Origin of the sequence: Streptomyces sp. TSRI0107, from assembly GCF_001905845.1 — a bacterium.
GTDB lineage: Bacteria > Actinomycetota > Actinomycetes > Streptomycetales > Streptomycetaceae > Streptomyces.
Window position 1 is genome coordinate 67,765 of record NZ_LIVZ01000002.1, and the last position, 11,969, is coordinate 79,733.

The 11,969-nt window shown below is 73.4% G+C and carries 14 protein-coding genes; 8 read left to right on the top strand and 6 right to left on the bottom strand.

From position 1 onward, the window contains the following. Positions 1-131: 131 nt before the first annotated feature. Positions 132-356 carry a peptidoglycan-binding domain-containing protein gene (locus AMK31_RS04500; protein WP_073939052.1) on the bottom strand — a complete coding sequence of 75 codons (225 nt, stop codon included), beginning with the start codon at positions 354-356 and terminating at the stop codon, positions 132-134. A gap of 126 nt (positions 357-482) precedes the next feature. Here AMK31_RS04500 and AMK31_RS04505 point away from each other — a divergent pair, with 126 nt between their 5' ends. The 6 genes from AMK31_RS04505 (at position 483) to AMK31_RS04530 (ending at position 5,352) form a co-directional block, all read left to right on the top strand. After that, positions 483-1,988 (top strand): esterase/lipase family protein, encoded by a 1,506-nt coding sequence (locus tag AMK31_RS04505; RefSeq protein WP_073939053.1) that lies wholly within the window; start codon positions 483-485, stop codon positions 1,986-1,988. Between the two features lie 117 nt (positions 1,989-2,105). Further along, the gene (locus AMK31_RS04510) at positions 2,106-2,660 is read left to right on the top strand and encodes a hypothetical protein (protein ID WP_073939054.1); all 555 of its coding nucleotides are present in this window, start codon (positions 2,106-2,108) and stop codon (positions 2,658-2,660) included. Positions 2,661-2,790: 130 nt separating this feature from the next. Beyond that, positions 2,791-3,201: a hypothetical protein gene (locus AMK31_RS04515; RefSeq protein WP_073939536.1), complete on the top strand. Its 411-nt coding sequence runs from the start codon at positions 2,791-2,793 to the stop codon at positions 3,199-3,201. A gap of 85 nt (positions 3,202-3,286) precedes the next feature. Continuing rightward, positions 3,287-3,970 (top strand): DUF6766 family protein, encoded by a 684-nt coding sequence (locus tag AMK31_RS04520; RefSeq protein WP_073939055.1) that lies wholly within the window; start codon positions 3,287-3,289, stop codon positions 3,968-3,970. Between the two features lie 44 nt (positions 3,971-4,014). Continuing rightward, positions 4,015-4,935: a polysaccharide pyruvyl transferase family protein gene (locus tag AMK31_RS04525; RefSeq protein WP_073939056.1), complete on the top strand. Its 921-nt coding sequence runs from the start codon at positions 4,015-4,017 to the stop codon at positions 4,933-4,935. A gap of 216 nt (positions 4,936-5,151) precedes the next feature. Then, positions 5,152-5,352, top strand: a complete 201-nt coding sequence (locus AMK31_RS04530) for a hypothetical protein (RefSeq protein ID WP_073939537.1) — start codon at positions 5,152-5,154, stop codon at positions 5,350-5,352. A gap of 84 nt (positions 5,353-5,436) precedes the next feature. Here the strand turns inward: AMK31_RS04530 and AMK31_RS04535 are convergent, their stop codons facing one another. Both AMK31_RS04535 and AMK31_RS04540 read right to left on the bottom strand, forming a co-directional pair. Beyond that, positions 5,437-5,979, bottom strand: a complete 543-nt coding sequence (locus tag AMK31_RS04535) for an HAD-IIIA family hydrolase (protein ID WP_073939057.1) — start codon at positions 5,977-5,979, stop codon at positions 5,437-5,439. Beyond that, a complete protein-coding gene (locus tag AMK31_RS04540; protein WP_073939058.1) occupies positions 5,976-6,974 on the bottom strand; it encodes a glycosyltransferase family 2 protein in 999 nt (332 codons plus the stop codon). The genes AMK31_RS04535 and AMK31_RS04540 overlap by 4 nt, the downstream gene beginning before the upstream one ends. Before the next feature lie 169 nt (positions 6,975-7,143). On the opposite strand from AMK31_RS04540, the gene AMK31_RS04545 reads away from it, so the two are divergent. Next, on the top strand, positions 7,144-7,932 hold the full coding sequence (locus AMK31_RS04545) for a polysaccharide deacetylase family protein (RefSeq protein ID WP_073939059.1): 789 nt from the start codon (positions 7,144-7,146) through the stop codon (positions 7,930-7,932). Between the two features lie 22 nt (positions 7,933-7,954). Next, entirely contained in the window at positions 7,955-8,395 is a 441-nt protein-coding gene (locus AMK31_RS04550; RefSeq protein ID WP_073939060.1) for an Immediate-early protein 2, read from the top strand. A 19-nt stretch (positions 8,396-8,414) separates the two neighbouring features. On the opposite strand, the gene AMK31_RS04555 is transcribed toward AMK31_RS04550, so the two are convergent. The 3 genes from AMK31_RS04555 to AMK31_RS04565 all read right to left on the bottom strand — a co-directional run bounded on the left by AMK31_RS04555 (position 8,415) and on the right by AMK31_RS04565 (position 11,908). Then, complete coding sequence (locus AMK31_RS04555; RefSeq protein WP_073939061.1) at positions 8,415-9,134, bottom strand: hypothetical protein; 720 nt, start codon at positions 9,132-9,134, stop codon at positions 8,415-8,417. A 108-nt stretch (positions 9,135-9,242) separates the two neighbouring features. Continuing rightward, the gene (locus AMK31_RS04560; protein WP_073939062.1) at positions 9,243-10,394 is read right to left on the bottom strand and encodes an XdhC family protein; all 1,152 of its coding nucleotides are present in this window, start codon (positions 10,392-10,394) and stop codon (positions 9,243-9,245) included. A gap of 47 nt (positions 10,395-10,441) precedes the next feature. Then, positions 10,442-11,908, bottom strand: coding sequence for an NCS2 family permease (locus AMK31_RS04565; protein ID WP_073939063.1), 1,467 nt, complete (start codon positions 11,906-11,908; stop codon positions 10,442-10,444). Between the last annotated feature and the right edge of the window lie 61 nt (positions 11,909-11,969).

Genomic DNA, 11,969 nt, shown 5'->3' on the forward strand with positions numbered 1-11,969 from the left:
GGTGGCCGACGGCGACGAGTGGGCTCGACCCGTCGGTGACGCCGGAGCTGCTGCGGGAGTTCGCCGCCCGGCAGCCCGGCGCCTCGCAGGACCCGTGCCGGCCACCGCCGAGGTGAACCGATGCCGTCCTGTCACTCCTTCACGTCGTGGCCACGGGCCCGCAGGTCCTCGGCCAGGGCCGCGCGGGTCATGCGTCCGACGATGCCGTCCGCCGTCAGGCCCTTGCTGGTCTGGTACTCCCGGACCGCCTTCTGGGTCTTGGGTCCGGCGATGCCGTCGGCGGGCCCCGGGTCGAACCCGAGTTCCGTCAGGGCCTCCTGGACTCCTTGAGGGCTCGTAAGGTTGAAGAAAGCCATGATTCCGCCTCCTGTACCTCCCTTCCAGTGTGGTTCCTGGGGCCGCGTTCGGCGAATCGTGCGGTGGCCGGTGCGGTCGGCCGGACGTAGCGTCGGGAATGTCTTCCGCCCTTCCCGGAGTCGGCCATGAACCTCCAGGAAAAGCTCCCGATCGTCTACGTCAGGGGATTCGCGGGCGATACTTCAGGCATCAACAAGGTCGTCACCGATCCCTTCTACGGCTTCAACGAGGGTTCCACGCATGTGCGGGTGGGTCCGGGCGAGAAACCGGCTTTCCATCAGTTCGAGAGCCCGCTGCTGCGGCTTCACCTCGATGACGGCTACCACGTTCTCGTCCAGGGCGGCCAGGAGTCCTATCTGGCCTCGCACCGGGACATTCCGGCGGACAGCATCTGGGTGCATCGTTTCTACGACGCGTCGGCCACCAGCTGGGGCGCCGATCCCCGGGAATTCCGGCTGGAGGACGCCGCCGCCGACCTGCTGCGGTTGATCCGCAGGCTGCGGGAGAGGACCGGCGCGCCCCGCGTGTTTCTGGTCGCCCATTCCATGGGCGGGCTCGTGTGCCGCTGCCTGCTGCAGAAAATTCTGCCCGAGCAGGGTGAGGATCCGGCCGACTTCGTCGACAAGCTCTTCACGTACGGGACACCCCACGGCGGCATCGTCTTCGACAAGGGCTTCGGCGTCTTCGAACGGCTGCGGGACACCTTCGGCATCCAGGGGGGCGACATCTTCGGCCCGCGCCGGATGTACGAGTATCTGACGCCGCGCCTCGAATGGCGCGGCGGCGATCCGCCGGACGGCTGGGACGCCCGGGTCATGCCGCAGGGCGCGGGACGGTTCCCGCTGGAGCGGGTGTTCTGCCTGGTCGGCACCAATCCGGCCGACTACGACGTGGCGTTGGGGATGTCCGCCGCCGCGGTCGGCGCCCGCAGCGACGGACTGGTGCAGATCGACCGGGCCGCGGTGCCGGGCTCCCACGGGGCGTTCGTGCATCGCAGCCACAGCGGCCGGTACGGGCTGGTGAACTCGGAGGAGGGCTACCAGAACCTGCGCCGCTTCCTCTTCGGCGACCTGCGGGTCGAGGCCTCGCTCGTCGGTCACCGGATGCCCGCCGAGCCGGGGACGAGCTGGCAGGCCGAGGTGCTGATGGCCATTCGCGGGCTGCCCGTCGTCGTGCACGAACGGCAGGCCGCCCACTGGTGCCCGGTGCCACTGCCGAGGCCGGACGCCGCCGGCGCCGCCGAGCCCGTGCCGCTGACGACCACGTTCCTGCGCACCGACCTGCCCCGGCCCGCCACGTCGCCGACCATGCGGTACGCGCTGCACCTGCGGATCCTGTCGCTGCGGACGGACAAGGGGTTCCTCGGCTTCGGCGACCACCTGGAGCAGACCGCCGACTTCGACGACGCCCTGGTCGTGGACGTCGGCACCGGTCCGGCGCCCGCGATCTGGGCGACCTGGAACTCGCTGATCCCCGGCGCGATCAAGGACCACGAGCCGCAGGGCCGTCCGCTGACCGACGAGGATCCCGCCGTCGGCCGCTGGGTCGCGCACATCCCCTTCCCCGTGAACGCCCACCCGATCGTCGGCGAGGGCGCGAGCATCCGCCTCACGGCGACGCAGTGGCGGTGAGGCGGAGGCGGTGGGTTCGATGCGGTGGGGCCGAGACTGCGAGGCCACGGCGGTGAACCCCGCCCCCGCACACGGTCCCCACGGAACCCGCACACGCGCGCCGATAAGCTGATCTTCATGGCGATGGAGGGGGCCGGATACCCGGCGTGGGTGGCGTGCCCGGCGTGCGGGGGCACAGAGGTGCGCACGGTGGAGCAGGCGCGCACGGCGAAGGGCGCGTCGCGCCGGAACCTGTACGGCCGGCTGGCGCCCGGCCCCGACTCGGGCGGCGACGGGTGTGTGCACTTCGTCGAGGGCATGGTGCTGACCGGCATCGGCGTGGCGCTCGCGTACACCGGAGTGAGCCAGGAGAAGCCGCTCTACACGGTCGGCGGCGCCGTGCTCGCCCTGGTGTGTCTCGTGGGCACGTTCTTCGTGGTCCGTGACGACCGCCGCGGCAAGGCCGCCGCCGAGGCGGGCGGCGGACGCGCCGACCGGCTGTGGCGGCCGGCGCACTACTGCTACGGCTGCGGCTCGGTGTTCTGCCCGGGCGGCACCCCCTGGCCGGGCGCGCTGACGCCGGCCCAGTTCAAGAAGCTGGTGTGGACGGAGGCGGGCTACGCCGACCAGCTCCAGCCGGGCGACGAGGCGAAGGACGCGGAGCTGCCGCCGGGCCTGCTGCCCTGGCGCTGACCGGCGTACGGCAGCACCCGCGCGATGCGGTCGCCGTCGGTCGGCTGGGCCGAACGGCCGTGTGCCGGTTGCGGGCCTTCGAGGCCCAGCCGTCCCATGGAGCCGGATGGCCGGTCGAATGGGAGGCAGCATGCCGGGACGGCGGTACGGCCGGGGCGTGGCGGCCGTGGCGGTGCTGGCGGCCGTCGGCGCCTGCGGGTCCCTGCCCGAACGCCGGGACGCCGTCACGCTGCAGGTCACCCGCTTCGAGCGGCTGCTCGCCGCCGAACGGTACGCCCCGCTGTGCGGCACCCTCGCCCCCGCCACCCGCGAGGAACTGGAGCACACCGCCGAGGCCGCCTGTGCGCGGGCCATCGGCGAGGAGGAACTGCCGCCGGGAGGGGCCGTACGGCAGGTGGACGTGCACGGCGCGCAGGCCCGGGTGGTGCTGGAGCACGACACCGTCTTCCTCTCGCACTTCCCCGACGGCTGGAAGGTGACCGCCGCCGGGTGCCTGCCGCGGCCCGAACGGCCCTACCAGTGCGCGATCGAGGGCGGGTGACCGGTGTGAGGACGCTGTTCGCCACCACCCTGCTGATCATCGCCGCCGGCCTCGTGTACTTCACGGCGCTGGGGCTGACGCAGCGATGAGCCGCGCCGGGCGCTTCCTGCGCGAGAACAGCCTCGGGCTGGCCTTCCTGACCGCCTTCCTGATCGCCCTGGCGGGTCAGGCGATCGCCGGGCACGCCGACTTCAACAACCAGCTCACCTCCGAGGGCCTGGCGCCCGTGAGCCTCGCCGCGTACCTCGCCACCTCGGACTTCGCCGTGGACGTCACCGAGAACTGGCAGTCGGAGTACCTGCAGTTCTTCCTCTACATCTTCGGCACCGTGTGGCTGCTGCAGCGCGGCTCACCGGAGTCGAAGGAGCTGCACAAGGCGGGCACCGAGTCCGACCGGGACCAGCGGGTCGGCGAACACGCGCGGCAGGACTCGCCGCGCTGGGCCCGCGACACGGGCTGGCGGGGGCTGCTCTTCTCCCGCTCCCTGGGCCTGGTCATGGGGACGGTCTTCGTGCTGTCCTGGCTGTCCCAGTCGATCACCGGCGTCGCCGCGTACAACGAGCAGCAGCTACGGCAGCTGGAGGGCCCCACCAGCTGGGCCGCCTACCTCACCTCCGCCGACTTCTGGAACCGCACCCTGCAGAACTGGCAGTCCGAGCTGCTGGCGGTCGCCTCCATGGCGGTCCTGTCCATCTACCTGCGCCAGCGCGGCTCCCCCGAGTCCAAGCCGGTGGGCGCGTCGCACGGGGCCACCGGCGTGGAAGGCTGAGGCGCGCGATTGGAGGCCGTCCCGCGAGGGCACTCGGCGGGACCGTGACCACGCCACGACGGATTCTGCTCACCGGGTGGTTCAGCTTCCTCCACGGGGAGGCGACCGCCGGGGACGTGCTGGCGCTCGCCCGCACCGAGGAGGTGCTGGGGCGGGCCGGGCTGCCGTACGACGTCGTCTGGAGCCCCGGTTTCCGGCCGCGGGCCCTGCACCTGGACGAGGTGCGTGCCGAGCGGTACTCCCATCTGGTGTTCGTGTGCGGCCCGTTGCACGGCCCGCAGATCGAGCAACTGCACCGGCGGTTCGCCCACTGCGTGCGCGTCGCGGTGGGCACGTCCGTGCCGGACCCCGCCGCACCGGCCGTCACCGGGTTCCACCTGGTGCTGGCCCGGGACGCGCCCGGCATCACGCCGACGACCGACCTGGCGGCCCGGGCACCGGCGGCGCCCGCCCTCCCGGTGGCCGGGGTGATCCTCACCCACGGCCAGCACGAGTACGGGTCGCGGCGGCGGCACGACCAGGTCGCCGAGCGGGTGACGCGCTGGCTGGCGGGGAAGGACTGCGCGCGTCTGGAGCTGGAGACCCGGCTCGACACGCGTGACTGGCGGCTGTGCGCGACGCCCGCCCAGCTCGCCGCCGTGCTGTCCCGGCTGGATGTGGTGGTCACCGACCGGCTCCACGGCCTGGTCCTCGCCCTGCGGGCAGGCACGCCCGCGCTGGCCGTGGACCCGGTCGAGGGCGGCGCCAAGGTCACCGCCCAGGCCCGTGCCTGCGGCTGGCCCGCGCTGCTGCCCGCCGCCGAGGCGGGCCCGGAGGGGCTGGAACGGTGGTGGGGGTGGTGCCTGGGAGCGGGGCGGGAGGCGGCACGGCGGGCACGGGACCGGTTCGCCGGCGACGGTGTACAGGATGCTGTCGACGGTCTGCTGTCCGCACTGGACGGTCGCCCGCTGACCGCATACGGCTGAGCGTTTGGCGACGGTGTACAGGATGCCGTCGACGGTCTGCTGTCCGCACTGGACAGTCGCCTGCCGACCGCATACGGCTGAGCGTAGTCCGGTGACGGTATACAGAATGCCGTCGGCAGTCCGCTGCCCGCACTGGACGGTCGCCCGCCGACCGCATACCGCTGAGCGTTTGCCGGGAGAGGCCGTCGGGGACCCAGTCGCCAGGAGGTGATCGTCGTGCCAGGACCCGGAAGCAAGAAGTACGACACCCAGCGGGCGAGACTGCGCAAGGAGGCCGAGCGGTCCGGGATCTCGGACCAGGACGCCAACGAGCGGGCCAACGAGACCTTGCGGCAGGACCCCGAGCGGCGAAGCGGCGGCCCGCGCACCGAACGCGGCCGCGGCCCCAAGGGCGAGCGTTCCGAAGGCGGTGGCTGAGCGCCGGACGTGGGGCGAGGACCGGCCGGCGTCGGCCCTCACCCCGCGTCCGGCGCTCAACCGTGTGCCCCGCCGGCCGCCCCGTCACCCGTCGCCGTCACCCGGGTCCCCCGGCGCTCGTCCCGGCGCCAGCGTCAGGGCCACGGCCGCGAGATCGGGTACGACCTGCGCGCCACCTCCACCGTCCACCGACGACGACTCCGGCCACGTTCCGCTCGTCGGCAGGAGGAACGCGCGGGCGCCCGCGCGGTGCGCGGCCTCGGCGTCGGCTGAGGTGTCGCCGACGAGGGCGCAGGCGTCCGGGGCGGTGCACAGCCGGCCCGCGGCCCAGAGCAGCAGGGTGGGTTCGGGGGCGCGGCAGCGGCACTCCTCGCCGGTGCCGTGCGGGCAGACGGCCCAGACGTCGAAGGGGCCGAGGAGTTCGTCGACGCGTTCGTCGAGCTGCCGCGTCCCGGCCGCGGTGAGCGGCCCGCGCGCGGTGACGACGCCGGTGCGCAGCCCGTGCCGGCGCAGGTGCCACAGTGCCTCCGCGGCGCCCGGCACCGGGCGCACGCCGTCGGGGCCGTCCCCGGCGTTCTCGACGAGTACGCGGTCGCGGTTGAACAGCACGGCGCGGATCCGGGTCATTCGGCGACCTCCCGCCAGGCCACGGCGTGCCGGTGCCGCCGTTGGCCGGTCAGCCAGTGCCAGGTGGCGGTGGGCGGGACGAGCACGCTGGTGGCGAGCAGGGTCGTCACCTCGTCGGGGGTGCGCGGCCCGGGGCTGATCCGCGACCGGGCGAGTTCGGCGGTGCCCGCGGCCCAGCCGGCTCCGGCGGCGAGGGCGGCCGAGCGCCGGCCGGCGGCGGCGAGGGCGCAGGCGGCGGCTCCGGCAGCGGTGACGGCGAGGTGGCCGGGGAGGCGGCCGCGCGGGGCGACGGCCCGGTGCCACCAGCGGGGGCCGTGCAGTCGCCGCATGAGCGCGTCGTCGGTGTGGACGCGCTGGGCGCGCAGCGCGGCCCGGCGGTCGGCGGGTGGCACCGGCATCCTGCTGGTGCGGCGGCCCTGGCGGATGCGCAGGCCGGCGTCGAGGAGGCGCAGGGCGAGGTCGGTGTCGGCCCGGTCGGCGCTGTGGAAGCGCTCGTCGAAGCCGCGGGCCTGTTTGAGGGCGTCGGTGCGGTAGGCCATGTCGGCGGTGGTCCAGCGGGCGCGGGCCCGGGCGGCGGTCTCGCGTTCGGCCTCGGTGGGTGCGCGGCCGTCGGGCAGGGGTACGGCGAGGACGCCCTGGCTGCCCGCGATGTCGGGGGCGTCGGCGGCGAGGTCCGTGTCGAGTTGTGCGCACCAGTGCGGGCCTGGCTGGACGTCGTCGGCGAGGAAGACGGTCCAGGGGGTGGTGACCGCGCGCAGTCCGGTGTTGCGGGCGGCGGCGGGGCCGCGTCCGGCGCCGGCGAGGACGGCGGTGTGGGCGCGCAGGTCGCCGAGGACGGCCAGCGGGTGGTCCAGGGCGCCGGGTTCGGGATCGGGCCGGTCGTCGACGAGCAGGATCTGGCGTGGTGGGGGCCCGATGGACGCGGCGAGCGCGGCGAGGCAGTCGGCCAGGGAGTCGGGGACGAGGGTGGGGATCACCACGGCGTACGCGGTCATGTGCGCGCCCCCTTTCCGCGTCGGCTCCCTGCGCGCGCTGCTCTCTTCGCGGGTGCCAGGGTGCGGGCGGATCAAACGCCGGAGCGAGGTTCCGGGCGCACCGGAGGGGGTTCCGGGCACACCGAGCAGACTATAAACCACGCGTATACACGCGATGTATAGTCCCGGCATGCCTTCAGCGACAAAGAAGATGAAAAGACCGGCGGCCGGGTTCCGAACGGCTGCGCTTGTCTCCGCGGCCGTCTCCCTGACGCTCGCGCTGACGGGGTGCACCCGCCTCGACACCACCGCGCCAAGCACCGTCCGCGCGCAGGCCGCGTCCGGCGCCGAGGCCGCCGGGTTCGGCACCGTGGACTGCCGTCGCGCCAAGTGCATCGCGCTCACCTTCGACGCGGGCCCCAGCGAGCACTCCGCGCGGCTGCTCGACATCCTGAAGGACGAGCAGGTCCCGGCGACCTTCTTCCTGCTGGGCAAGCGGCACATCGAGAAGTACCCGGAGCTGGTGAGGCGGATGGCCGACGAGGGCCACGAGGTCGCCAGTCACACCTGGGACCACAAGATCCTCACCAGCCTCGACGAGGACGGGATACGCGAGGAGCTGGAGCGCCCGAACAAGGCGATAGAGGACCTCACGGGCCGCCGCCCCACCCTCATGCGCCCGCCGCAGGGCCGCACCGACGACACCGTGCACGAGATCTGCCGCGAGCTGGGACTCGCCGAGGTGCTGTGGACCGTGACGGCGAAGGACTACACCACGAACGACTCCGCGCTGATCGAGAAGCGCGTGCTGGAGCAGGCGGACCGGGACGGGATCATCCTGCTGCACGACATCTACGACGGGACCGTGCCGGCCGTGCCCGGGATCGTCGAAGCACTCAAGGAGCGCGGGTATGTGTTCGTGACCGTTCCGCAGCTCCTCGCGCCGGGGAAGGCCGAGCCGGGCAAGGTGTATCGGTAGCCCGCGTCCCTAAGATCGTCCCGTGGTCACCTTCACCCTGGAGCGCACGGCGCCGCTCCCCCTGCCCGAGGCCTGGCGCCGGCTCACCGAGTGGTCCCGGCACGCGGACGCCGTCCCGCTGACCCGCGTCACCGTGCTGACGCCGCCGCCGACCCGGGCCGGCACGGTCTTCGTGGCCCGTTCGGGCGTCGGGCCGCTCGCCTTCGACGACCGGATGGAGGTGACGGTGTGGCAGCCGCCGGGCGACGGCACGCCGGGGCTGTGCCGGCTGGAGAAGCGCGGACGGCTCGTCCTCGGCTGGGCGGAACTGGAGGTCCGGCCCGGCCCCGGCGGACGCGCCCGGGTGATCTGGCGGGAGGAGCTGGGCGTACGGCTGCTGCCCGCGCTGTTCGACCGGCCGCTGGAGCGGACCGCGCGGGCGGTGTTCGGACGGGCGGTGAACCGGCTGCTGCGGCAGCCGTGAGTCACCGCGGCGGACTCGCTCACGTGCCGGGTGCGGTGAGCGCCGGCTCGGTGGTCCGGCGGTGCGCCCTCCGGGCGTAGAGGGTGACCAGGAGGAGGACCGGAGGCAGGCCGGCCGCGGTGAACAGCAGTGCCTCCGGCAGACCGCTGCTCAGCATGGCGGCGGGGAAGCCGACGCAGCTGAGGTACGCGCCCGCCAGGATTCCGATGAGGCCCCACGAGCGGGCGGGCGGCGTGGTGGACGCGGGGTGCGAGCGCAGCCACAGGCCGCACAGGAGCGCGCCGAGCCCGAAGGGCAGTGTCAGCAGGCCGAAGGCCGTGGGCCACCGCCAGTCCTCGGCGGGTGACGCGTGCGTCTCCTGGGTGGTGGCGCCGGAGCGCACGGTGCGGATCTCGCCCTTCCAGTAGGTCAGCGTCACCTCGCTGCCGCCGCGCACCGTGTCGAACACCGGCCGCGTCCCCGCCATGCGCACCCGCCGTACGGTGTCCGAGCCCTGCTCGGTGAAGTGGATCCAGTGCCAGACGCTCCTGCCGTGGGGCTCGTCGTCCGCGCGCGTGACGGTCGCCGGGACGGACGTCGTGCACGAGCCGGAGCGGTCGCCGTCCGGGCAGGCGGGCGCGGAGGCGTACTCGCGCTGGTTCGCCAGCGCGCCCGGGACGGCGGCGAACAGACCGGCGGCGACGAGGACGAGGAGCAGGCCGGCGACGATGCAGCCCAGGCCGCGGCGGGAACGTGTCATGCGTGTCATCGTGGCACCGGCCCGGCCGGCCCCGGACTGCCTCGAACCGGCAGTCTTCGGGGGGCCGGATTGCCGTACTCGCGCACCCCGGAGCGCGGTGACGGCCGGTCAGGCCACCGAGCCGATGCGGCCGGCGGGGGCCGACGGCGTGTCGTGGTGGATCGGGGTGTGCGCGCCGGTGAGGGAGGCACCGCTGCCGCCGCGCCGGGCGGCGACGATCTCCGCGGCGATGGACAGGGCCGTCTCCTCGGGGGTACGGGCGCCCAGGTCGAGGCCGATCGGGGAACGCAGCCGGGCCAGTTCCAGCTCGGTCACGCCGACCTGCCGCAGCCGCTCGTTGCGCTCCAGGTGGGTGCGGCGCGAGCCCATGGCGCCGACGTACGCGACCGGCAGCCGCAGGGCGAGGCGGAGCAGGGGGACGTCGAACTTGGCGTCGTGGGTGAGGACGCACAGGACGGTGCGGCCGTCGACCTCGGTGCGCTCCAGGTACCGGTGGGGCCACTCGACGACGATCTCGTCGGCGTCGGGGAAGCGGGCCTCGGTGGCGAACACCGGGCGGGCGTCGCAGACGGTGACGTGGTAGCCGAGGAACTTGCCGACGCGGACCAGCGCCGAGGCGAAGTCGATCGCGCCGAAGACGATCATCCGGGGGGCGGGGACCGAGGACTCGACGAGTACGGTGAGCGGTGCTCCGCAGCGTGAGCCCTGCTCTCCGATCTCCAGGGTGCCGGTGCGGCCGGCGTCCAGGAAGGCAGCCGCCTCGGCCGCGACCGTGCGGTCGAGTTCGGGATGGGCGCCGAAGCCGCCGTCGTGGGAGCCGTCGGGACGCACCAGCAGGGCGCGGCCCAGCAGTTCGGCCGGGCCCGAGACGACACGGGCGACCGCGGCGGCCGCCCCGTCCGCGGCGGCGGCGAGGGCGGCGGCCGCCACCGGCCGGACGGGGTCGCCCGCCCGGACCGGGGTGACCAGGATGTCGATGACGCCGCCGCAGGTCAGGCCGACCGCGAAGGCGTCCTCGTCGCTGTAGCCGAAGCGCTCCAGGACGGTCTCGCCGTCCTCGAGCGCCTGCCGGCACAGCTCGTAGACCGCGCCCTCCACACAGCCGCCGGAGACCGAGCCGATCGCCGTGCCGTCGGCGTCCACCGCGAGGGCGGCGCCGGGCTGGCGGGGGGCGCTGCCGCCGACCGCGACCACGGTGGCCACGGCGAAGTCGCGTCCCTGCTCGACCCACCGGTGCAGCTCTTCGGCGATGTCCAGCATCTGTCGGTCTCCTTAAGCGGTTGGGTGAAGGGCGGTCGTGCGGGGCGCTAGTGCACGCCCATCCAGCTCTCGATCGGGTTGAGGGCGAGGAACACCACGAAGATCGCCGTGAGTGCCCACATGAAGGCGCTGATCTCGCGGACCTTGCCCTGGGCGGTCTTGATGGCGACGTAGGAGATGACGCCGGCGGCGACACCCGCGGTGATGGAGTACGTGAACGGCATGATCACGACGGTCAGGAAGACCGGGATGGCGGTGGCGCGGTCGCCCCAGTCCACGTGGCGGGCGTTCATCATCATCATGGCGCCGATGACCACCAGGGCGGCCGCGGCGACCTCGCCCGGCACGATCGCCGTCAGCGGGGTGAAGAAGAGGCAGGCGGCGAAGAACAGACCGGTGACCACGGAGGCCAGGCCGGTGCGTGCGCCCTCGCCGACGCCGGTCGCGGACTCGACGAACACGGTCTGGCCGGAGGCGCCGCCCGCGCCGCCGATCACACCGCCCGCGCCGTCGATGAACAGCGCCTTGGACAGGCCCGGCATCCGGCCCTTGTCGTCGGCGAGCTTGGCCTCGGTGCCGACGCCGATGATGGTCGCCATCGCGTCGAAGAACCCGGCGAGCACCAGGGTGAAGACGATCATGCCGACGGTCATCGCGCCGACCTCGCCCCAGCCGCCGAACTCGACGGCGCCGAAGAGCGAGAAGTCGGGCATGGAGACCGCGCTGCCATGGAGTTCGGGCGCGCCGCTCGCCCACTGCTTGGGGTCGATGACACCGGCGGCGTTGAGGATCACGGCGATCAGCGTGCCGCCGACGATGCCGATGAGGATGGCGCCGGGGACACCGCGCGCCTGGAGCATGAAGATGGCGAGCAGGGTGACGGAGAACAGCAGCACCGGCCAGCCGGAGAGTTCACCGACGGCGCCGAGCTGGACCGGGCCGCCGCCGGGAGCCGGGTTCTCGTGCACGAACCCGCCCTTGACCAGGCCGATCAGGGCGACGAACAGGCCGATGCCCATGGTGATGGCGTGCTTGAGGGCGAGCGGGATGGCGTTCATGACCATCTCGCGCAGGCCGGTGACGACCAGCAGCATGATGACCACGCCGTACATCACGCACATGCCCATCGCCTGCGGCCAGGTCATCTGCGGGGCGACCTGGGAGGCGAGGACTCCGGAGACGGAGAGGCCGGCGGCGAGGGCCAGCGGCACCTTGCCGACGAAACCCATGAGCAGCGTGGTGAAGGCCGCCGCGAACGCGGTCGCGGTGATGAGGGCCTTCTGGCCGAGCGTGTCCCCCGCGGCGTCCTTGCCGGACAGGATCAGGGGGTTGAGGAGGAGGATGTACGCCATCGCCATGAAGGTGGTGACGCCGCCGCGCACCTCACGCGCGACCGTGGATCCTCTGTGGGATATGTGAAAGTACCGGTCGAGCCAAGAGCGTCCGGCCGGAACGCGGGTTCCCGCGCCCGCGTCCTCCGCGACGGTCTTCGGCTCCAGTGACTGCTGGGTCATGTGGGCCTACTCCCAAGGTTCAAAGGGGCACCCGCAGGAGACCGCGAGGGGCGGTTGCGGG

What these genes read in the sequence shown, in the direction of transcription:
- AMK31_RS04500 (WP_073939052.1), bottom strand. Translation starts at nt 356, where the DNA reads ATGGCTTTCTTCAACCTTACGAGCCCTCAAGGAGTCCAGGAGGCCCTG.
- AMK31_RS04505 (WP_073939053.1), top strand. Translation starts at nt 483, where the DNA reads ATGAACCTCCAGGAAAAGCTCCCGATCGTCTACGTCAGGGGATTCGCG.
- AMK31_RS04510 (WP_073939054.1), top strand. Translation starts at nt 2,106, where the DNA reads ATGGCGATGGAGGGGGCCGGATACCCGGCGTGGGTGGCGTGCCCGGCG.
- AMK31_RS04515 (WP_073939536.1), top strand. Translation starts at nt 2,791, where the DNA reads ATGCCGGGACGGCGGTACGGCCGGGGCGTGGCGGCCGTGGCGGTGCTG.
- AMK31_RS04520 (WP_073939055.1), top strand. Translation starts at nt 3,287, where the DNA reads ATGAGCCGCGCCGGGCGCTTCCTGCGCGAGAACAGCCTCGGGCTGGCC.
- AMK31_RS04535 (WP_073939057.1), bottom strand. Translation starts at nt 5,979, where the DNA reads ATGACCCGGATCCGCGCCGTGCTGTTCAACCGCGACCGCGTACTCGTC.
- AMK31_RS04540 (WP_073939058.1), bottom strand. Translation starts at nt 6,974, where the DNA reads ATGACCGCGTACGCCGTGGTGATCCCCACCCTCGTCCCCGACTCCCTG.
- AMK31_RS04545 (WP_073939059.1), top strand. Translation starts at nt 7,144, where the DNA reads ATGCCTTCAGCGACAAAGAAGATGAAAAGACCGGCGGCCGGGTTCCGA.
- AMK31_RS04555 (WP_073939061.1), bottom strand. Translation starts at nt 9,134, where the DNA reads ATGACACGTTCCCGCCGCGGCCTGGGCTGCATCGTCGCCGGCCTGCTC.
- AMK31_RS04560 (WP_073939062.1), bottom strand. Translation starts at nt 10,394, where the DNA reads ATGCTGGACATCGCCGAAGAGCTGCACCGGTGGGTCGAGCAGGGACGC.
- AMK31_RS04565 (WP_073939063.1), bottom strand. Translation starts at nt 11,908, where the DNA reads ATGACCCAGCAGTCACTGGAGCCGAAGACCGTCGCGGAGGACGCGGGC.